Raw genomic sequence first — 19,512 nt, forward strand, 5'->3', positions numbered from 1 at the left:
TCAAAACGCCGTTGGGGTTACCAGTTCACGCCAAACGTCTGGCGCAGTTCTTCCAGAGCCGCTGCGTCCAGCGGTTCAGGTTTAGGGTTGCTCATCAGCCACAGGCGTGCCGTCTCCTCCAGCTCTTCCAGCGCATAAGAAGCCTTGGCGACCGAGCTTTCCCAGATCACCGGGCCAAGTCGCTCGAGCATCACGCCGCGCACGCTGTTCGCCAGTTTCGCCACTTGTTCAGCGACGTTCGGCGAGCCGGGGCGCTCGTAGGCAATCAGGGGAATGTGCCCGACTTTCATCACCTGATACGGCGTGATGGGCGGGAGGATGTCGTCTGGTTTCCAGACGCCGGCCAGTGTCAGCGCGACCAGATGCGTCGAGTGGGTGTGCACCACGCCGCCGACGCTGGCATTGCGGTCGTAGACCTGACGATGCAGGGCCAGGGTCTTCGAGGGCTTGTCGCCGGAAACCCATTCGCCGGCCAGATTGACCTTGGCGATGGCGTCAGGATCAAGACGCCCCAGGCACGCGTCAGTTGGCGTGATCAGCCAGCCATCGTCGAGACGCGCGCTGATATTGCCTGCGCTGCCAACGGTGTAGCCGCGCCCGAACAGCAAGCGGCCGATGGTGCAGATTTCTTCACGCTGCTGGTTTTCGGCGCTCACTGAACTGCTGGTTACGTTGCTCATTGCGCACTTCCTGCCAGCTGCTTGAGGGCTTTGTCGAAAAAGTCGCGGCCACCGAAATTCCCGGACTTCAGCGCCAGGGCCAGAGGCATCGCGCCGCTGCTGATGGTCGCTGGAACACCCGGGTCGATTTGCGCGCCGATCGTCAGCAGGCTCACGCCCAAGGCCTGAACCACGGCGCCGGAGGTTTCGCCGCCGGCGACGACAAAGCGCTTAACGCCCGCGTCCAGCAGTCCGCGAGCGATCTGGCCCAGTGCCTCCTCGACCAGCGCGCCGGCACGTTCGACGCCGAGTTTTTGCTGCACGGCTTTTACTTCCTCCGGGCTGCTGGTCGCGTAGATCAGCACGGTTTGCCCGGCATCGCGGGCGAACGCCAGCGCATCGGCAACAACCGGTTTGCCTTCAGCGAGTGCCAATGGGTCGATGCGCAGCGCAGGCCGGTTGGCCTCAAGCCAGGCGGCAACCTGGCCGTTGGTAGCCACCGACGCGCTGCCCGCCAACACCACTTCGCCGCCGTCGATCTGCTCAAGCTTCGCGGCATCGATATCACGCAATTTGCCCGCTTTACGGAAATTACTCGGCAGCCCCAGCGCCAGACCCGAGCCACCGGTGAGCAGCGGCAGGTCGGCGCAGGCCTCGCCCAGCGTGTACAGATCAGCGTCCGACAAGGCGTCGGCAACCGCCATGACGACGCCTTCGGCACGCAGCTCATTGATCCGCGCCCGCACGCCCTCGACGCCTTTGGCGATGCTGTCGTAACGCAGCAAGCCGACTTTTTGCGTGGTCTGGGATTGCAGCACGCGCACCAGATTGGCATCGGTCATGGGCGTCAGCGGGTGGCTCTGCATGCCGCATTCGCTGAGCAATTGGTCCTGCACGAACAGGTGACCACGGAAAATCGTGCGACCGTTTTCCGGAAACGCCGGGCACGCCAAAGTGAAGTCGCTGTTCAGCGCCTTGAGCAGCGCCTCGCTGACCTGACCGATGTTGCCTTTGGCGGTGGAGTCGAACGTCGAGCAGTACTTGAAGAAGATCTGCTCGCAGCCGCGATCACGCAGCCATTGCAGCGCGGCAAGGGATTCCTCAACCGCTTCTGCAGCCGGCGTGGTGCGGGATTTCAGCGCGATGACGATGGCGTCGGCATCCAGTTCGGCCAGGCTGTCGGCGCTCGGGATGCCAATGCTCTGCACGGTGCGCATGCCGCCGCGCACCAGCATGTTGGCCAGATCGGTGGCGCCGGTGAAGTCATCGGCGATGCAGCCCAACAGAGGGCGCGGAGTCGTGGTGCTCATCAGCGTCATCTCAGTTGTTTTCAGGCTTGGCGGTCGGCAGTTCGATGCCCGGGAAAATCTTGATCACGGCGGAGTCATCCTCACGGCCAAAGCCTGCGGTGGAGGCCTGCATGAACATCTGGTGGGCGGTGGACGACAGCGGCAGCGGGAATTTGCTGGCGCGGGCGGTATCCAGCACCAGGCCCAGGTCTTTGACGAAGATATCCACAGCCGACAGCGGCGTGTAGTCCGCCTTGAGGATGTGCGGCACGCGGTTCTCGAACATCCACGAGTTACCGGCGCTGTTGGTGATCACTTCGTACAGCGCGTCCGCGTCGACGCCTTCGCGCAGGCCCAGGGCCATGGCTTCGGCGCTGGCGGCGATGTGGACGCCGGCCAGCAGCTGATTGATGATTTTGACTTTGGAGCCCAGGCCGTGGACGTCGCCCAGGCGATAGACCTTGCCCGCCATGCCGTTGAGAATCGCGTCGGCCTTGGCGTAGGAATCAGCCGGGCCGGAGGTCATCATCGTCATTTCACCCGCAGCCGCTTTGGCCGCGCCACCGGAGATCGGAGCGTCGAGGTAAAGCAGGCCTTTTTCGGTGAGGCGTTGACCCAGTTCGATGGCGAAGGTCGGTGCGACCGTGGCGCAACCGATGATCAGGCTGCCCGGGCGCAGGGCGGCGACAGCGCCGTTGTCGCCGAACAATACGGTTTCGGTCTGCTCGGCGTTGACCACGACGGTGATGATCACGTCGCAGGCAGCGGCCATGCTCGCAGGAGATTCACAGGCAACGCCGCCTTCGCTGGCGAATTGCTCGGTCACGGCGGCGCGCACGTCACAGGCATGAACGTTGAAGCCGCTGCGCAGCAGGGAGCGCGCAATGCCCAGGCCCATCGCACCCAGACCAATGACGCCGACATTCTTGTTATCCATGAATCTCTCCTCGGGTGAGCGCCGAAGTTCATCAGCACTCGAACGGTGTTTGTTCTGATCTGTTAAAGATAGTGAACCTGTGATCGGATAATGTGAAGTGCTTTTTTGAGTTAACAAAAATTAACATCAGCCTGATCGGGCACAAAAAAGCCCCGGCTGGCTGCCAAGGCTTGGGTGCACGGTTTTGGGTGGGATGTCTCTGTCAGCACGTAAATTGTGGGAGCGAGCTTGCTCGCGAAGCAGCAGGAGCATCCACCGCATCTTCAGCGGCTGAAAGACCGCTTCGCGAGCAAGCTCACTCCCACACCAGGGATGTCAGCCTCAGGAGAGCACGACCTTACCCACTGACGCCAACATCAACTCAACACCCAGGGCGCGGATGCTGTCCGCAGCACCGTGGGCGAGGCGGTCATCGCTGATGATCGTGTCGAATTGCTCCAGGCCCGCGACCTTGTACATGCCAAAGGTGCCGTATTTCGTGCTGGTCGTCAGGAGCACCGTGCGTGACGCGGACTGCATGGCCGCTTGCTTGACCTCAACCTTCAGCGCGGAAGGCGTGGTCGTGCCGCGCTGCAGGTCCCACGAGCTGGTGGACATGAACGCCACGTCGGTTGCCAATTGCCGCAAGGTTGCGGCGGCCAGCCCGCCGACACAGGATCGGTTCGGATGATCCAGCAGCCCGCCCGTATGAATCACATCCACATGGGTCGCATCGGCGAGGGCGTTGACCACGCCGAAGTCGTTGGTCACCACCGTCATGCCCGCCAGCGCGACGATGTGCGGGACGATTTCCAGCGTGCTGGTGCCGGCGTCCAGGTACACGGTCATTTCCGGGTGCAGCAGGCTGGCGGCCAGCTTCGCCATCGCCTGTTTATGCGGCAGCTCTACCACTGCTTTGGACTGGTGACTGGGCTCGCTGTGAACCTGGCTGGCGATGCGCACCCCGCCGGTCACCGAATAGGCGCGGCCACTTTGCTCAAGCAGCGCGATGTCGCGGCGAACGGTCATGTGTGAGCAGTCGAACATTTCCATGAGCTGATGCACGCTCAGCACCTGATGCTTGCGCAACTGACGCAGCATCAACTCCCGACGCTGATCGGGAATCATCGGCGCTGCGCCACTGAGGGTGGCGTCTTCTTCGCTGGACATGCAGGCTCCTGGGCAACGAGATACAGCCGACGTCGGCTGGGTGGCTGGCATCTTAGCCAATCGGGATGGCTGTGGCAGTAATGGCGAATAATCAGTGCGGCGTTACGCTCGTTTTACTGACTGAATGCGATGTTTAGTGGGACCGGCTTTAGCCGGGAAGGGGGCCGGTGTGTGCGCATCAAATTTGCGGTGTGGCGGGTGACGCCTTCCCGGCTAAAGCCGGTCCCACTATGGGGGCACGATGGCCCACTGGAGGCGTGTGATTCCTGTAACGCTTTCAGGCATGCAGGACCTGAAAGAACCTTTCGCCAGGCTGCAGTTCTTAGGCTGTAGAGGGGCATCGTTCTAATGAAGCTCAAATTCTAAAAAAGGATGTGGTTATGACCGTTGCTTTTTGGTGCGTGTTGATCGTGATTCTCTTGCCGATAGGGTGCGCTGGCATTGCCAAGTTCAGCAGCGGCAAATTCGGTGCACGGCACAATCATGATCCCCGGGACTTTCTCGACCGCCTCGAAGGTCTCCCGCGGCGCGCCCACAACGCGCAGCTCAATAGTTTTGAAGCGATTCCAGGGTTTGCCGCTGGCGTGATCATTGCCCACGTTGCCGGCGTGGCGCAGTTGGTGACGATCGACGTGCTCGCCGTGCTGTTCGTGACAAGTCGCCTGCTCTACATCATTTTCTATCTGGCGGATCTCGCGACGTTGCGCTCGCTGGCCTGGATCGTCGGGTTGGGGTTGGTGATCGCGCTGTTTGGCGTTTCAGTTTGATGGCTCAACCGTAGCTCTGACACCCTGAGATCTTGCCGCGAAAGAGACCGTGTGGGAGTGAGCTTGCTCACGAAGAGGCCAGTACATCCGCCAAATCTTCATCGGCGGAAATGCCGTCTTCGCGAGCGAGGTGGAGCGCCACCCCGCTCACTCCTACAGATTAAGACTAAAGCGAGCCCACGTGCTTACTCGTCATCCTCGTCGGGCTGCACCTTCTCCAGCTTTTCCTGCTCGTCCTGCAGTTCTTTGCGCGATTCGGCCAGCTTGTCTTTACGCTTGTCGATTTTCTCCGGATCGCCCTTGCTCATGGCCTTGTTCAGGTCCGCCTGGCGACGGCTGACTTCGCGCTTGGCATCCAGCACCTTTTGCTCCTGCTGCTTGACCAGGTCGACGTCGTTGCAGTTGGCGTTCAACTCGCTCAAGGCTTTTTGCAGCCCGGCCTGTTGATTGGTATTGCCTGCGGCCTTGGCGTTTTCTATCTGAGTGCTGATGTCCTGACGCTTCGCGGCGCATCCGGACGGCTCCGGCGCTTGGTCGGCCGCAAACACGGGCGCGGCCAGAAACCCGCACGCGGTGAATGCAAAAAGGGATGACAGGAATTTCATGAATACTCCTTGAACACAAATAGCCGCACGCTCGACGCAATCATGCGGCCCTAAAAATACTAAAAACCATCTACGCCTTCGTCCCGCAGTTGGCGACTTAACGCCTGCACCTGCGGGTCTTGAAAAAATGCATGTAGCTGCTTCGCACGGCCCGAGCCGATTCCGAGCTCGGCCTGCCAGTCCTTGACGCTGCGCGAGGCCAGCGCCGCCCAGGAATCACCCAGATCAACGCCCGTGGCCGGAGGCAAACCGATGGCTTTAAGCCAGACAACAAACGGCTTCTCACGCGCGGCCTGGAAACTTGCCAGCAGTTTAGCGCTGCTGCGCTCGCCCAGGCCGGGAATGTTAGCAAGCTGTGCACCGTCGAGGGTCATCCAGTCCAGCAAACCGTTCAATTGCCCGGCCTGAATCAACTTGTCCCACGTGCCCGGTCCTACGCCGCTGAGCGCCACGCCCTTCTTCCCGCTCAGCCATTTAAGTCGTTCACGGAACTGGCTTTCGCAGCCCTCGATGGGCTGCCAGCAACTCAGTGGATGGAAATCCTCCGCTCTCGGAATATTCAGCGGAGCGCGCTCAACGCTGCGCGACACCACCTCATCCAGACGCGGGATCGTCAGCCCGGCGAGGCTGATCCCGACCTGATCGCCGGGCCGAATGTCCATTTCCTGCCAGCGCTTCAGCGAACCGACGCTGATGCGGGCGATCATTCGGTCATCCAGACGCACCGGTTCTATGTCCAGCACGGGCGTGATCTTGCCGCTGCGCCCGATATTGAAATGAACCTTGCGCACCTCGGCCAGCGCCTGTGCGAACGGGTACTTCCATGCCGCGATCCAGTAGGGGGCTTTCGCTTGCCAGCGCTCGGCCGATGGGCGCTCGCCCTGCCGGATGACCACGCCATCGGTGGCAAACGGCAGCGGCGAACGGTACCAGTGCTCTCGCCAGTTCTTTGCCTGAGTGAAACCCTCCAACGGCTCACTGAAGCGTGCGCTGTCCTCGAAACCCATGGCTCTCAAGCCGGCCAGTCGCTCGTTCATCCCCGTCGGACCTTCCGGCCAGTCCCAGACGAACAAGCCGATCTGCGCGCCTTCCTCCTCGCTGATCGCGTGACGCGCCAACAAGCCGGCCACTTTGCTGCGAGCGTTCAGACTGCCGGCGTCCGCCTGAACGTGATCTGTCAGCTTCCAATACAGCTCGCCCTGGAGGATCACGGTCTTTTCCCACGCGAGATGGCGAGGAGTCGCCTCGATCTGGTGGGCATGCCCCGTCCAGTCCTGGCCGAAAACGCCGTCGCCCCGGCTGATGGCACTCACCAGTTTGCCGTCGACGTAAACCAGCGTGACGGCCACGCCGTCCACTTTTGGCTGAATCCACAGATCGCTTCGGTCTTCAAGCCACGCCTGAACGGCGGCCTCGCCCGGCAATTTTGTCAGGCCGGTGTGCGGGATGGGATGTGCGACAGGACCGCGAGCGGTTTTCAGCGGATTGGAGGGCGCCGCCGACGTGGCGGCGAAACAACTGCGCAGATCGGCGAGGCGCTGAACGGATTGGTCGTAAAGCTCATCGGCCACCAGAGAAATACCTTGGCGGTGGTAGCTGTCGTCCCATTGGGTGATCTGGCTTTGCAGCGCCAGGATCTCGCTTCGGGCTTTGGCCGGTGGCCAGTCGGGGCATGTTTGCGCGTTTGCATTGATGGCCAGAAGAGGCAGTGCACAGAGTACCAGTGCGCGAAGGGAGAGCAGCATCGGAGCGTCCTTGCCGGGGGAGGGACTGCAAGGCTAGGTTTTCCCGATGGGCGTTTCATCGCGCCGTGGTTACCGCGTTTGTCTCGCACCGATACAGCCAGCCCCTGATTCCCCGCCCAGCTGTGCCTTGAGCCGCGCGCCCACGAGTGCAAAATGATGTTTCACCCGGCTACTGGAAGAGGCATTGCCATGGACCTGTCGACCCTCGCTGTATTCATCCCCGCCTGTTTCGCCCTGAACATGGCGCCGGGCCCGAACAACCTGCTCTCCATCAGCAACGCCTCACGTTATGGATTTGGCCGCGCCTGCACCGGCGGGCTAGGGCGGCTGCTGGCATTCGCGATCATGATTGCGCTGGCCGCAGCCGGGCTTACGGCAGTGCTGCATACGTCCGAGTGGCTGTTTCATACGATCAAGATTGTAGGGGCGGCGTATCTGTTCTATCTGGCGTTACAACTGTGGCGAGCGCCGTCGGAGGCCCACGATATTGAAGCGGGCGCGCGCGTTGGAGTGACGAAGCTGGCGCGCCAAGAATTTCTGGTCGCCATCGGCAATCCCAAAGCCATTCTGTTGTTCACGGCGTTTCTGCCGCAATTCGTCGACCGTACCGCCGTGGTCACTACTCAATTCGCACAATTGGGCGCGATGTTTCTGGCGTTGGAATGTATCGCTATCGGGCTGTACTGCTGGATGGGCGTGCATGCGCGTCGGCTGTTTGCGAAGCCCAGTGGCAAGCGGGTGTTTAACCGGGTGTGTGCGGGGTTGTTGGCGAGTGCGGCGTCGTTTTTGCTGGTGGCGCGTAGGGTGTGATTGTTTCCGCAGCCCGAATGCAAAAAGCCCCTGACGACTCACATCGCCAGGGGCTTTTATTTTTACCGGATGCCGCTAAGCGCAATGCACCCGGCGGGTATTACAAACCGGCAGCAGCGCGCAAGGCGTCGGCGCGGTCGGTTTTTTCCCAGGTGAACGTGGTGAACGTGTCGTCGCCCACGGTCTTGGTTTGCGGCGTCCGGCCGAAGTGGCCGTAGGCTGCGGTTTCTTGGTACATCGGGTGCAGCAGGTCGAGCATGGTCGTGATCGCGTACGGACGCAGGTCGAAGTGCTCGCGGACCAGCTGGACGATCTTGTCGTCGCTGATTTTGCCGGTGCCGAAGGTGTTCAGCGAGATCGACGTAGGCTGTGCAACGCCAATGGCGTAGGACACCTGAATCTCGCAGCGCTCGGCCAGACCGGCGGCGACGATGTTCTTGGCGACATAACGGCCAGCGTACGCAGCCGAGCGGTCGACCTTCGATGGATCTTTACCGGAGAACGCGCCGCCGCCGTGACGGGCCATGCCGCCGTAGCTGTCGACGATGATCTTGCGACCGGTCAGACCGCAGTCACCTACCGGGCCGCCGATGATGAACTGGCCAGTCGGATTGATGTGGAACTGAGTGTCCTTGTGCAGCAGTTCAGCCGGCAGCACGTGCTTGACGATCAGCTCCATCACGCCTTCGCGCAGATCTTTGTACGACACTTCCGGGTTGTGCTGGGTCGACAGCACAACGGCGTCGATGCCCACCACGATGCCGTTTTCATAGCGGCACGTGACCTGGGATTTCGCGTCCGGGCGCAACCACGGCAGCAGGCCGGATTTACGGGCTTCGGCCTGGCGGTGTACCAACTGGTGCGAGAACGCGATCGGCGCAGGCATCAGCTCGGCGGTTTCGTTGCTGGCGTAGCCGAACATCAGGCCCTGGTCGCCAGCGCCCTGATCTTCAGGTTTTGCGCGGTCGACACCCTGGTTGATGTCAGGGGACTGCTTGCCGATGATGTTCATCACGCTGCAGGTCGCACCATCGAAACCGACGTTGGAGCTGGTGTAGCCGATCTCGCAGATCACGTCACGAACGATCTGCTCCAGGTCGACCCACGCGGTGGTGGTGACTTCGCCGGCAACAATGGCCACACCGGTCTTGACCAGGGTTTCCACGGCGACGCGCGCCTGCTTGTCCTGGGCAATGATGGCGTCCAGCACCGCATCGGAGATCTGGTCGGCGATTTTGTCCGGATGTCCTTCAGACACGGACTCGGAGGTGAAAAGGGAGTATTCGCTCATCTCGACGGTTTTCCTGATTAGTACCGATGGTGAGTGTTGCCAGCCGGTCGCTGAAAATGGCGGACCTGGATCTGGAAACCATTACGTAAGCCTATGTACAGGCTTTCCCCGGGGACCAGCCCCGCAGCGATGGCCCAACGGGCCAGATCTTCCTGTTCGAAGCCTAACCAGAGATCGCCACAGGCCTCCTTGGCCCAGCTCTGGTCATGACTGCACAACTCTGTCACCAGCAGGCTACCGCCCGGTTGCAACAGGTTGGCCAAATGTTTGAGCGCTTCGGCGGGCGCGGCGAAATGGTGCAGCACCATATTCAAGACCACGCAGTTGCCGGAGATATTAGCGTTGGTCAGTGCATCGGCCAGTTTCAGCTCGACGTTAACCAGCGACTTCTGCGTGCAGATCTTGCGCGCCAGATCGAGCATTTCCGGGCTGTTGTCCAGGCCCGTCACCTGTCGGAAACGCCGCGCCAGATCCGGTAGAAAACCGCCATCGCCCGGCCCCACTTCTATCGCCGTGGCATCGGCGGGGAAGCTCAGCTTGTCCAGCAACGACAGCAGGCTGTCGCGGTACTGCGGCAGTCCTGCGATCAGGTCCTGCTGGGCCCGAAATTTCTCGGCAGTGCGTGCGAAGAAATCCTGACTGGCATTGGCCCGCTGGCGATGCACCAGCCCGATCCGGGTCTGTACATCATCGGGCAGGCGCAGATTATCGGCTTCTTCAAGCAGCGCTGCGTGCAGCTTGCCGCCGGTGTGTTCGGTGTGGGGCAGGGCGCGTCGATAGAAGATCGCGTTGCCTTCACGCCGCGTCGCCACCAGGTCTGCCTGAGCCAGGACCTTGAGGTGGTGGCTCATGCCGGACTGACCGATCGCAAAAATCTGCGCCAGCTCCAGTACGCCGAAGGAATCGTTCGACAGCGCGCGCAAGACATTCAGCCGCAGCGGATCGCCGCCGGCTTTGCACAGGGCAGCCAGCTCGTCGCATTCATCATGGCTAATGGCAGGCACGCGAAGATTCATAAGGCAGGCAGTCTAGTTATCGACCGGGGCTGTCGCAAGGGCAATATCAAAAAGTTTTGATATTGCTCGATCAGTGGCGGCACCCCGGCGCCGTGATTCTGCCGTTTGCCGTCGCCTGTTGGGTGCGGTGTACGAAAACACGTCAGCGGCAGAGGAAAACACCGATGGTGTGTGATCTGTCATTGCCCCCGGAGGGTGCCTGAGGGAAAATGGCCGCCTTTTTCCGGTCCCACTTTTATCTGCCCCAGGAGATCAGCGATGCCAAGCCGTCGTGAGCGAGCCAATGCCATTCGTGCCCTCAGCATGGATGCCGTGCAAAAGGCCAATAGCGGCCACCCGGGTGCCCCGATGGGCATGGCGGATATCGCTGAAGTGCTTTGGCGCGATTATCTGAAGCACAACCCAGCCAATCCGATGTTTGCTGACCGCGACCGGTTCATCCTGTCCAACGGTCACGGCTCGATGCTGATCTACTCGCTGCTGCACCTGACCGGTTACGACCTGTCCATCGAAGACCTGAAAAACTTCCGTCAACTGCACAGCCGCACGCCGGGCCACCCGGAATACGGCTACACCCCGGGCGTTGAAACCACCACCGGCCCACTGGGTCAGGGTTTCGCCAACGCCGTCGGTTTTGCGGTTGCCGAGAAAACGCTGGCTGCCCAGTTCAACCGTCCAGGCCACAACATCGTCAACCACCACACCTACGTGTTCATGGGTGATGGCTGCATGATGGAAGGCATCTCCCACGAAGTCGCTTCCCTGGCCGGTACGCTGCGCCTGAACAAGCTAGTCGCGTTCTACGACGACAACGGGATTTCCATCGACGGCGAAGTCGAGGGCTGGTTCACCGACGACACCCCGAAGCGCTTCGAGTCCTACGGCTGGCTGGTCATCCGTAACGTCGACGGCCATGACGCCGACGAGATCAAAACCGCCATCGACACCGCTCACAAGAGCGACAAGCCGACACTGATCTGCTGCAAGACCACCATCGGTTTCGGTTCGCCGAACAAGCAGGGCAAGGAAGACTGCCACGGCGCTCCGCTGGGCACTGACGAAATCGCCCTGACCCGCGCTGCGCTGAAGTGGACCCATGGCCCGTTCGAAATTCCGGCCGACATCTACAGCGAGTGGAACGCCAAGGAAAAAGGCCTGGCCGCCGAGGCCGAATGGGATCAGCGTTTTGCTGCCTATTCCGCTGCCTTCCCGACCGAAGCCAACGAGCTGATCCGCCGCATGAGCGGTGAATTGCCTGCTGACTTCGCCGAGAAATCCGCCGCGTACGTCGCTGAAGTTAACGCCAAGGGCGAAACCATCGCCAGCCGCAAGGCCAGCCAGAACGCGTTGAGCGCCTTCGGTCCGCTGCTGCCTGAGTTCCTCGGCGGCTCGGCTGACCTGGCAGGTTCCAACCTGACCATCTGGAAAGGTTGCCGCAGCATCACCGGCGAAGACGCCACCGGTAACTACCTGCACTACGGTGTTCGTGAGTTCGGCATGGGCGCCATCATGAACGGTATCGCCCTGCACGGCGGCTTCGTGCCGTACGGCGCGACCTTCCTGATCTTCATGGAATACGCTCGCAACGCCGTGCGCATGTCTTCTTTGATGAAGAAACGCATCATCTATGTGTTCACCCACGACTCCATCGGTCTGGGCGAAGACGGTCCGACTCACCAGCCGATCGAGCAGCTGACCAGCCTGCGCACCACGCCGAACCTGGACTGCTGGCGCCCGGCCGATGCCGTGGAATCCGCCATCGCCTGGAAACACGCCATTGAACGTGATGACGGCCCGTCTGCGCTGATCTTCTCCCGTCAGAACCTGCAACATCAGGCCCGTGATGCCGAGCAGCTGGAAAACATCAACCGCGGTGGCTACGTGCTGCGCGACTGCAGTGGCGAGCCTGAGCTGATCCTGATCGCCACCGGTTCCGAAGTCGGCCTGGCTGTTCAGGCATTCGACAAGCTCACCGCAGACGGCAAGAACGTGCGTGTGGTTTCCATGCCATGCACCAGCATTTTCGAAACCCAGAGCGCCGAGTACAAGCAGTCGGTTCTGCCGCTGGAAGTCAGCGCGCGTATCGCCATCGAAGCTGCTCACGCCGACTACTGGTACAAATACGTGGGCCTGGAAGGTCGCGTCATCGGCATGACCACCTTCGGCGAGTCGGCACCTGCCAACCTGCTGTTCGAAGAGTTCGGCTTCACGCTGGAGAACGTTCTGTCCACGGCTGAAGAGCTGCTGGAAGACTAAGCACCATCGTGTTGCCCTTGTAGGTGCGTGACTTGTCCTGCGATCTGCCTGTAACTGGCAGATCGCGGGAGAGCCGCGCGCCTGCAGGTTCTCTGTACCACTCAAGATGTTGAGAACCCCATGCCCCAGCCACGCCCTTATAAAGTCGCCCTCAATGGTTACGGTCGTATCGGCCGCTGCGTGCTGCGCGCGCTGTGCGAGCGAGGTGCGAAGGCGGGCTTTGAAGTGGTGGCAATCAATGACCTGGCCGACATGGCCAGTCTCGAATACCTCACGCGCTTTGACTCCACACACGGCCGGTTTCCCGGCGAAGTGCGGGTCGAAGGCGATTTTCTGCACATCAACGATCACGTCATCAAAGTGTTTCGCAGCGCGACGCCGGAAGGCATCGACTGGGGCTCCCTCGACGTGGATCTGGTGCTCGAATGCTCCGGCGTCTACAACACCCGTGCTGACGGCGAGCGCTTTCTTTCAGCCCGCGCGCCACGGGTGTTGTTTTCCCAGCCCATGGCCAGTGAAGCCGACGTCGACGCCACCATCGTCTATGGCATCAATCAGGAAGCCCTGACGGGCGATGAGCGGCTGGTGTCTGCCGCGTCGTGCACCACCAATTGCAGCGTGCCATTGCTCGACCTGCTGAACCGCGAACTGGGCCTCGAATACGTCACCATCACCACGATTCACTCGGCGATGAACGATCAGCCGGTGATCGACGCCTATCATCATGAGGATCTGCGCCGCACGCGTTCGGCTTTTCAGTCGATCATCCCGGTGTCCACTGGTCTGGCGCGCGGCATCGAGCGGCTGCTTCCGGAACTTGCCGGCCGAATTCAGGCCAAAGCAGTTCGTGTGCCGACGGTGAACGTCTCGTGCCTGGACATCACGCTGCAGGTCGCCCGTGATACCGATGCCGTCGAGATCAACCGCATCCTGCGCGAGGCCGCCACCCGCGGCCCGCTGAAGGGACTGCTGGCGTATACCGAATTGCCGCATGCCAGTTGCGATTTCAACCACGACCCGCACTCGGCCATCATTGATGCCAGCCAGACGCGGGTCTCGGGCCCCAGGCTGGTGAACATCCTGGCGTGGTTCGACAACGAGTGGGGTTTTGCCAATCGCATGCTGGATGTCGCCGATCACTACCTGCACACCATTCATAAACAATAGTAAAAACAGGGAATGCCTCATGACCGTGTTGAAGATGACCGACCTCGATCTGCAAGGTAAGCGTGTACTGATCCGCGAAGACCTCAACGTTCCGGTCAAAGACGGCGTGGTGACCAGCGATGCCCGCATTCTCGCGTCGCTGCCCACCATCAAGCTGGCGCTGGAGAAAGGCGCAGCCGTCATGGTCTGCTCCCACCTGGGTCGCCCCACCGAGGGTGAGTTTTCCGCCGAGAACAGCCTCAAGCCGGTTGCTGACTACCTGAGCAAGGCGCTCGGTCGTGAAGTGCCGCTGGTCACGGAGTACCTGGACGGTGTCGACGTCAAGGCGGGCGATATCGTGCTGTTCGAGAACGTGCGCTTCAACAAGGGCGAAAAGAAGAACGCTGACGAGCTGGCGCAGAAGTACGCCGCTTTGTGTGAAGTGTTCGTGATGGACGCCTTCGGCACCGCCCACCGTGCGGAAGGCTCGACCCACGGCGTGGCCAAGTTCGCCAAAATCGCTGCGGCCGGTCCTTTGCTGGCAGCCGAACTGGACGCGCTGGGCAAGGCCCTTGGCAATCCGGCCCAACCAATGGCGGCCATCGTGGCCGGCTCCAAGGTCTCCACCAAACTGGACGTGCTCAACAGCCTGAGCCAGAAGTGCAATCAGCTGATCGTCGGCGGTGGCATCGCCAATACTTTCCTGGCAGCGGCAGGTCATCCGGTTGGCAAATCCTTGTACGAGCCTGACCTGCTTGAGACCGCCAAAGCCATCGCCGCCAAGGTCAGCGTGCCTTTGCCGGTGGACGTGGTGGTTGCCAAGCAATTCGCCGCCGATGCGGAAGCGACCGTCAAGCTGATCGCCGATGTGGCCGAGGACGACATGATCCTCGACATCGGTCCTCAAACAGCTGCGCACTTCGCCGAACTGCTGAAATCTTCCAAGACTATTCTCTGGAATGGCCCGGTCGGCGTATTCGAGTTCGATCAGTTCGGCGAAGGCACCAAGACGCTGGCTCATGCAATCGCTGAGAGCTCTGCTTTCTCGATCGCAGGCGGCGGCGATACGTTGGCCGCCATCGACAAATACGGTGTAGGCGACAAAATCTCCTATATCTCTACAGGCGGTGGTGCGTTCCTCGAGTTCGTCGAGGGCAAGGTTCTGCCTGCTGTGGAAGTTCTGGAACAACGCGCCAAGGCCTGACCGGCCAAGGTGAAGGGGAGTGAAATGGTCAAGCCATTACCGCTGTTGATCATGGCGGGTTTGCTGGTCGGCTGCGCAAGCAAGCCTGAAGCGGAGACGGCGTCCAGCGCGGCACCGGGATTGCTTCAGGTCAGCTGCTATCAGGCGGGCTGGCAGGCGGAAACCGTACCGATCGTTTACAAGCGTGGCGGGCCTGAGGTCTGGGAAAAATACGAATTCATGCCTGCCATGGGACCAGTCCCCTGTCACTGATTTTCAGTCGACCACTGATTCTCAGCTGACGGTGCGCCGGAATACAGGAACAGCATTGCCCCTGCCATGATCGACATCCGTCGCGCGATGCAGGCGATTCAGGAGTAGTAATGAAAGGCTTGTTAGCCCTTGCGACACTGATGCTGCTGAGCGGTTGCGCCAGCATGAAGGCTTCGGAACCGGCAGCCCCCTGGACCCATTGGGTCTGCGACAGCAAAGCCGAGATTTTCTGGAAGTACGCCGATGCCGCTAAGAAAGAGGTCGATGTACGCCTCAATCAGAGCGAGCAGGTATTCCGTCTGCAAGCGTCGCCCGGAGCTTCCGGCGCGCTCTACAGTAACGGCGTGCTGGCGTTCGACAACAAAGGCAGCGAAGGCCTGGTCTACTGGGACGCTACCAACGATTTGATCGGTCGTGGCTGCAAGGCGCCGTAAAGGGCCGAGCAGTTCGAGCGAGGCTGCACCGGGACGATGACTGAGCAATCGACCCCTATAATTTGAATAGCCGCCAATACGGCACGCACGATTAACGACCCCACCGGGAGAGAGACAGACAATGGCACTTATCAGCATGCGCCAGATGTTGGACCACGCAGCCGAATTCGGTTACGGCGTCCCTGCATTCAACGTGAATAACCTGGAACAAATGCGCGCCATTATGGAAGCGGCCGACAAGACCGATTCTCCGGTGATCGTTCAGGCTTCGGCCGGTGCGCGCAAATACGCTGGCGCCCCGTTCCTGCGCCACCTGATCCTGGCGGCAATCGAAGAATTCCCGCACATCCCGGTGGTCATGCACCAGGACCACGGCACCAGTCCGGCCATCTGCCAACGTTCCATCCAGCTGGGCTTCAGCTCGGTCATGATGGACGGTTCGCTGCGCGAAGACGGCAAAAGCCCTGCGGACTACGAGTACAACGTTCGCGTGACGCAGGAAACCGTCGCCATGGCTCACGCCTGCGGCGTTTCGGTTGAGGGCGAACTGGGCGTTCTGGGTTCGCTGGAAACCGGCATGGCCGGTGAAGAAGACGGCGTCGGCGCAGAAGGCATGCTGGATCACAGCCAGATGTTGACCGACCCGGAAGAAGCAGCTGATTTCGTCAAGAAAACCCAGGTCGATGCCTTGGCCATCGCCATTGGCACCAGCCACGGCGCTTACAAGTTCACCAAGCCGCCTACCGGCGACATTCTGGCGATCGAGCGCATCAAAGAAATCCACAAGCGCATCCCGAACACCCACCTGGTGATGCACGGTTCTTCTTCCGTTCCGCAGGAATGGCTGAAAATCATCAACGAGTTCGGCGGCGACATCAAAGAAACCTACGGCGTGCCGGTCGAAGAAATCGTTGAAGGCATCAAGCACGGCGTGCGCAAGGTCAACATCGACACCGACCTGCGTCTGGCGTCCACCGGTGCCATCCGCGAGTTCATGGCGAAAAACCCGAGCGAGTTCGACCCACGCAAGTACCTGGCAAAAACTGTATCGGCCATGCGCGACGTGTGTATCGCCCGTTACGAAGCATTCGGCACCGCCGGCAACGCCTCCAAGATCAAGCCGATCTCTCTGGAGAAGATGTTCGAGCGTTATGCCAAGGGCGAGCTGAACGCCAAAGTGAACTGATCGTTTTCTGATCGATTTGCAGCAATGAAGAAGCCCGCAGCGATGCGGGCTTTTTTGTGGCTGTGATTCGCGAAGGTTATTTCGGCAGTCCGATGACTCGGCCGACATACATTGGGTCAGGCTGGTCACGCTGTGCTTCAGTAAACAATCGCAACGCCTGCAGTGACGTTTCGCTGAACGGCGCCGACTTCGGCCCGGCGGCCAGATCCACATGCAACAGCATCTGCTCGCTCGCTGCCAACTCGACATCCCCTTCTGCTTTGTAAAGCCCGTGATAAAGCTGCACCCGCTTGCGGTCGTGTCCGATGATTTGCGTACGCACTTCCACCACTTCCCCGAGCTTCACTTCGTGCAGGAAGTTGATATGTGCTTCGAGCGTGAACAGCGAGTGGCCGCTCGCGTCCCGATCGTCACTGGCGAGGCCGATTCGGTCCATGAAGGCGTCTGTGGCGAAGCTGAAAATCAGTAAATAAAAGGCATCGCGGAGGTGACCGTTGTAGTCCACCCAATCGGCGAGGACCGGGGTTTTGAAGGTAATAAGCGCTGGCATAGGATTCCCATGGCTGAAATATTGGTGAGCTGAACGGGCCTATTCGTGAGCAAGCTCACTCTCACAGGTCTTGCGTGAACCCATGCAGGACCGGCTTTATCCGGGAAGACGGCAAGCGCCACACCGCGAAATTTCGGGTGCACATCAACAGTATTTCCCGATCTCCTGGAGGAGTGAGCTTGCTCGCGAAGGCCCTAGTTCAGACGATAGGGCACTGGCGTATCAGTCCTCAAACGCCATCCCATGCTTGGCCTTGGTGGTTTTCACCACTTCAATCACCGCCAGCAGGCAGTCATCGCGATACCGCTCCAACGCCGCAATGCTGTGGCTACCGAGCTGATCCGAGGTGCCATCAACCACATCGTCGATCAGCTTGTCGGTCAGCTCGGGCGCCGGGAGATAGGTCCACGGCAACTGCAGCGCCGGGCCGAATTGCGCCATGAAGTGGCGCATGCCCGCATCGCCGCCGGCCAGGGTGTACGTCAGAAAGGTGCCCATGAACGACCAGCGCAGACCGGCGCCGAATCGGATCGCGTCGTCGATTTCGCCTGTGGTCGCCACGCCATCGTTGACCAGATGCAGCGCCTCACGCCACAGCGCTTCCAGCAAGCGATCCGCAATAAAACCAGGGACTTCCTTGCGCACATGCAGAGGGCGCATGCCGAGTGATTCATAGACCTGAATCGCTGCCTGCACCGCTTCTGGCGCAGTGTTTTTGCCGCCGACCACTTCCACCAGTGGCAGCAGATAAACCGGATTGAACGGATGACCCACCACGCAGCGTTCCGGATGCGTGGCGCTCTCGTAAAACTCCGACGGCAGCAGGCCGGAGGTGCTGGAACCAATGATTGCGTCAGGCTTGGCCGCCGCGCTGATCTTGCTGTGCAGATCCAGCTTGAGGTCAAGACGCTCCGGGGCGCTTTCCTGAATGAAGTCGGCGTCGCGAACGCATTCTTCGATGGTGTCGACGAAGCGCAGACGTTCCTGGGAGGCGCCCGAAGCTAGGCCTTTTTGTTCAAGGGCCGGCCACGCGTTGGCGACGCGTTTGCGCAGCGCGGCTTCCGCTCCCGGCGCCGGGTCCCAAGCCATGACATCCAGGCCGTGAGCCAGCGCGCGCGCCACCCAGCCGCTGCCAATGACACCGCTGCCCAAGGCCGCGAAGGTTTTGATGGTGGTAATGAAGGTCATGTCGGTTACTCGAAAAAGTGTCGAAGCCCTTGTGGGAGTGAGCTTGCTCGCGATAGCTATTCATCTGTGCGGCATGTGTGACTGACCCACCGCCATCGCGAGCAAGCTCACTCCTGCACGGTAGGATTTATGTGGAGATCAAAACCGCTTTTTCAGCCCCATCTTCACGCGGCCCTCGGCCGGGGTCAGAACCCGGGCGCCCAGGCGGCTCAGAATCTCGCTGGCCCGCTCGACCAGTGCGCCGTTGCTGGCGAGCACACCTTTATCGAGCCAGATGTTGTCCTCCAGACCGACCCGCACGTTGCCGCCGAGCAATACCGCCTGCGCAGCCATCGGCATTTGCATGCGGCCGATACCAAAGGCGGCCCAGACTGCATCGGCAGGCAAGTTGTCGACCATGGCCTTCATGGTGGTGGTGTCCGCCGGCGCGCCCCACGGAATACCCAGGCACAGCTGAAACAGCGGGTTGTCCAGCAAGCCTTCTTTCATCATCTGTTTGGCGAACCACAGGTGGCCGGTGTCAAAAATCTCCAGCTCCGCTTTTACCCCCAGCTCTTGAATACGCTTGGCCCCGGCCCGCAGTTGCGCGGGCGTGGACACGTAAATGGTGTCGCCATCGCCGAAGTTGAGGGTGCCGCAATCCAGCGTGCAGATTTCCGGCAGCAGCGCTTCGACATGCGCAAGGCGGGTCAGCGGACCGACCAGATCGGTACCGGGACCAAAGTCGGTCGGACGTTCGCCCGGGCCGATTTCCAGATCGCCGCCCATGCCTGCCGTCAGGTTGACGATGATGTCGATGTCGGCTTCACGGATGCGGTCCATGGTTTCGCGGTAAAGCTCGACGTCACGGCTGAACTTGCCGGTTTCGGGATCGCGGACATGGCAGTGCACGACTGTCGCACCAGCCTTGGCGGCCTCGACTGCGGCGGCGGCAATCTGCTTGGGCGTGATCGGGACCAGGTGGCTTTTTCCGGTCGTGTCGCCAGCACCGGTCAGTGCGCAGGTGATGATGACGTCGTGATTCATGG

The 19,512-nt window shown here is 60.8% G+C and carries 19 protein-coding genes; 8 read left to right on the plus strand and 11 right to left on the minus strand.

The features are described from left to right. Nucleotides 1–17: 17 nt before the first annotated feature. The 4 genes from otnC to IFT47_RS13665 all read right to left on the minus strand — a co-directional run bounded on the left by otnC (nucleotide 18) and on the right by IFT47_RS13665 (nucleotide 4,034). On the minus strand, nucleotides 18–680 hold the full coding sequence (gene otnC, locus IFT47_RS13650) for a 3-oxo-tetronate 4-phosphate decarboxylase (RefSeq protein WP_192173207.1): 663 nt from the start codon (nucleotides 678–680) through the stop codon (nucleotides 18–20). Then, entirely contained in the window at nucleotides 677–1,969 is a 1,293-nt protein-coding gene (gene otnK / locus IFT47_RS13655) for a 3-oxo-tetronate kinase (protein WP_192173206.1), read from the minus strand. Before otnK ends, otnC begins: the two co-directional genes overlap by 4 nt. A 10-nt stretch (nucleotides 1,970–1,979) precedes the next feature. Next, nucleotides 1,980–3,002: an L-threonate dehydrogenase gene (gene ltnD / locus IFT47_RS13660; RefSeq protein ID WP_274598110.1), complete on the minus strand. Its 1,023-nt coding sequence runs from the start codon at nucleotides 3,000–3,002 to the stop codon at nucleotides 1,980–1,982. Nucleotides 3,003–3,206: 204 nt separating this feature from the next. Beyond that, on the minus strand, nucleotides 3,207–4,034 hold the full coding sequence (locus IFT47_RS13665; RefSeq protein ID WP_192173205.1) for a DeoR/GlpR family DNA-binding transcription regulator: 828 nt from the start codon (nucleotides 4,032–4,034) through the stop codon (nucleotides 3,207–3,209). 380 nt (nucleotides 4,035–4,414) lie between these two features. Here IFT47_RS13665 and IFT47_RS13670 point away from each other — a divergent pair, with 380 nt between their 5' ends. Continuing rightward, a complete protein-coding gene (locus tag IFT47_RS13670; protein ID WP_192173204.1) occupies nucleotides 4,415–4,801 on the plus strand; it encodes an MAPEG family protein in 387 nt (128 codons plus the stop codon). 185 nt (nucleotides 4,802–4,986) lie between these two features. On the opposite strand, the gene IFT47_RS13675 is transcribed toward IFT47_RS13670, so the two are convergent. Both IFT47_RS13675 and ligB read right to left on the minus strand, forming a co-directional pair. After that, complete coding sequence (locus IFT47_RS13675; protein ID WP_192173203.1) at nucleotides 4,987–5,406, minus strand: DUF1090 domain-containing protein; 420 nt, start codon at nucleotides 5,404–5,406, stop codon at nucleotides 4,987–4,989. A gap of 59 nt (nucleotides 5,407–5,465) precedes the next feature. Further along, nucleotides 5,466–7,151, minus strand: coding sequence for an NAD-dependent DNA ligase LigB (ligB, locus tag IFT47_RS13680; RefSeq protein ID WP_192173202.1), 1,686 nt, complete (start codon nucleotides 7,149–7,151; stop codon nucleotides 5,466–5,468). 189 nt (nucleotides 7,152–7,340) lie between these two features. On the opposite strand from ligB, the gene IFT47_RS13685 reads away from it, so the two are divergent. Beyond that, nucleotides 7,341–7,961, plus strand: coding sequence for a LysE family translocator (locus IFT47_RS13685; RefSeq protein WP_192173201.1), 621 nt, complete (start codon nucleotides 7,341–7,343; stop codon nucleotides 7,959–7,961). 100 nt (nucleotides 7,962–8,061) lie between these two features. On the opposite strand, the gene metK is transcribed toward IFT47_RS13685, so the two are convergent. Both metK and IFT47_RS13695 read right to left on the minus strand, forming a co-directional pair. Beyond that, on the minus strand, nucleotides 8,062–9,252 hold the full coding sequence (gene metK, locus IFT47_RS13690) for a methionine adenosyltransferase (RefSeq protein WP_065991235.1): 1,191 nt from the start codon (nucleotides 9,250–9,252) through the stop codon (nucleotides 8,062–8,064). Nucleotides 9,253–9,269: 17 nt separating this feature from the next. Further along, the gene (locus IFT47_RS13695; protein WP_192173200.1) at nucleotides 9,270–10,268 is read right to left on the minus strand and encodes an ArsR/SmtB family transcription factor; all 999 of its coding nucleotides are present in this window, start codon (nucleotides 10,266–10,268) and stop codon (nucleotides 9,270–9,272) included. A gap of 258 nt (nucleotides 10,269–10,526) precedes the next feature. On the opposite strand from IFT47_RS13695, the gene tkt reads away from it, so the two are divergent. The 6 genes from tkt (at nucleotide 10,527) to fba (ending at nucleotide 16,746) form a co-directional block, all read left to right on the plus strand. Then, on the plus strand, nucleotides 10,527–12,524 hold the full coding sequence (gene tkt, locus IFT47_RS13700) for a transketolase (protein WP_192173199.1): 1,998 nt from the start codon (nucleotides 10,527–10,529) through the stop codon (nucleotides 12,522–12,524). A 120-nt stretch (nucleotides 12,525–12,644) separates the two neighbouring features. Next, nucleotides 12,645–13,691 carry an erythrose-4-phosphate dehydrogenase gene (gene epd, locus IFT47_RS13705; RefSeq protein WP_192173198.1) on the plus strand — a complete coding sequence of 349 codons (1,047 nt, stop codon included), beginning with the start codon at nucleotides 12,645–12,647 and terminating at the stop codon, nucleotides 13,689–13,691. A gap of 19 nt (nucleotides 13,692–13,710) precedes the next feature. Then, nucleotides 13,711–14,874, plus strand: coding sequence for a phosphoglycerate kinase (locus tag IFT47_RS13710; RefSeq protein WP_192173197.1), 1,164 nt, complete (start codon nucleotides 13,711–13,713; stop codon nucleotides 14,872–14,874). 24 nt (nucleotides 14,875–14,898) lie between these two features. After that, nucleotides 14,899–15,126 carry a hypothetical protein gene (locus IFT47_RS13715; RefSeq protein WP_192173196.1) on the plus strand — a complete coding sequence of 76 codons (228 nt, stop codon included), beginning with the start codon at nucleotides 14,899–14,901 and terminating at the stop codon, nucleotides 15,124–15,126. 110 nt (nucleotides 15,127–15,236) lie between these two features. Beyond that, nucleotides 15,237–15,560 (plus strand): MliC family protein, encoded by a 324-nt coding sequence (locus IFT47_RS13720; protein WP_065991241.1) that lies wholly within the window; start codon nucleotides 15,237–15,239, stop codon nucleotides 15,558–15,560. A gap of 121 nt (nucleotides 15,561–15,681) precedes the next feature. Next, on the plus strand, nucleotides 15,682–16,746 hold the full coding sequence (gene fba, locus IFT47_RS13725; RefSeq protein ID WP_037018967.1) for a class II fructose-bisphosphate aldolase: 1,065 nt from the start codon (nucleotides 15,682–15,684) through the stop codon (nucleotides 16,744–16,746). Nucleotides 16,747–16,822: 76 nt separating this feature from the next. Here the strand turns inward: fba and IFT47_RS13730 are convergent, their stop codons facing one another. The 3 genes from IFT47_RS13730 to IFT47_RS13740 form a co-directional block, all read right to left on the minus strand. Further along, nucleotides 16,823–17,296 carry a thioesterase family protein gene (locus tag IFT47_RS13730; protein WP_192173195.1) on the minus strand — a complete coding sequence of 158 codons (474 nt, stop codon included), beginning with the start codon at nucleotides 17,294–17,296 and terminating at the stop codon, nucleotides 16,823–16,825. Nucleotides 17,297–17,518: 222 nt separating this feature from the next. After that, the gene (locus IFT47_RS13735) at nucleotides 17,519–18,484 is read right to left on the minus strand and encodes an L-carnitine dehydrogenase (RefSeq protein ID WP_192173194.1); all 966 of its coding nucleotides are present in this window, start codon (nucleotides 18,482–18,484) and stop codon (nucleotides 17,519–17,521) included. Between the two features lie 138 nt (nucleotides 18,485–18,622). Continuing rightward, complete coding sequence (locus IFT47_RS13740) at nucleotides 18,623–19,510, minus strand: 3-keto-5-aminohexanoate cleavage protein (RefSeq protein WP_192173193.1); 888 nt, start codon at nucleotides 19,508–19,510, stop codon at nucleotides 18,623–18,625. Nucleotides 19,511–19,512: the final 2 nt, after the last annotated feature.

The organism is Pseudomonas sp. CFBP 13711 (assembly GCF_014842265.1).
Classification (GTDB): domain Bacteria; phylum Pseudomonadota; class Gammaproteobacteria; order Pseudomonadales; family Pseudomonadaceae; genus Aquipseudomonas.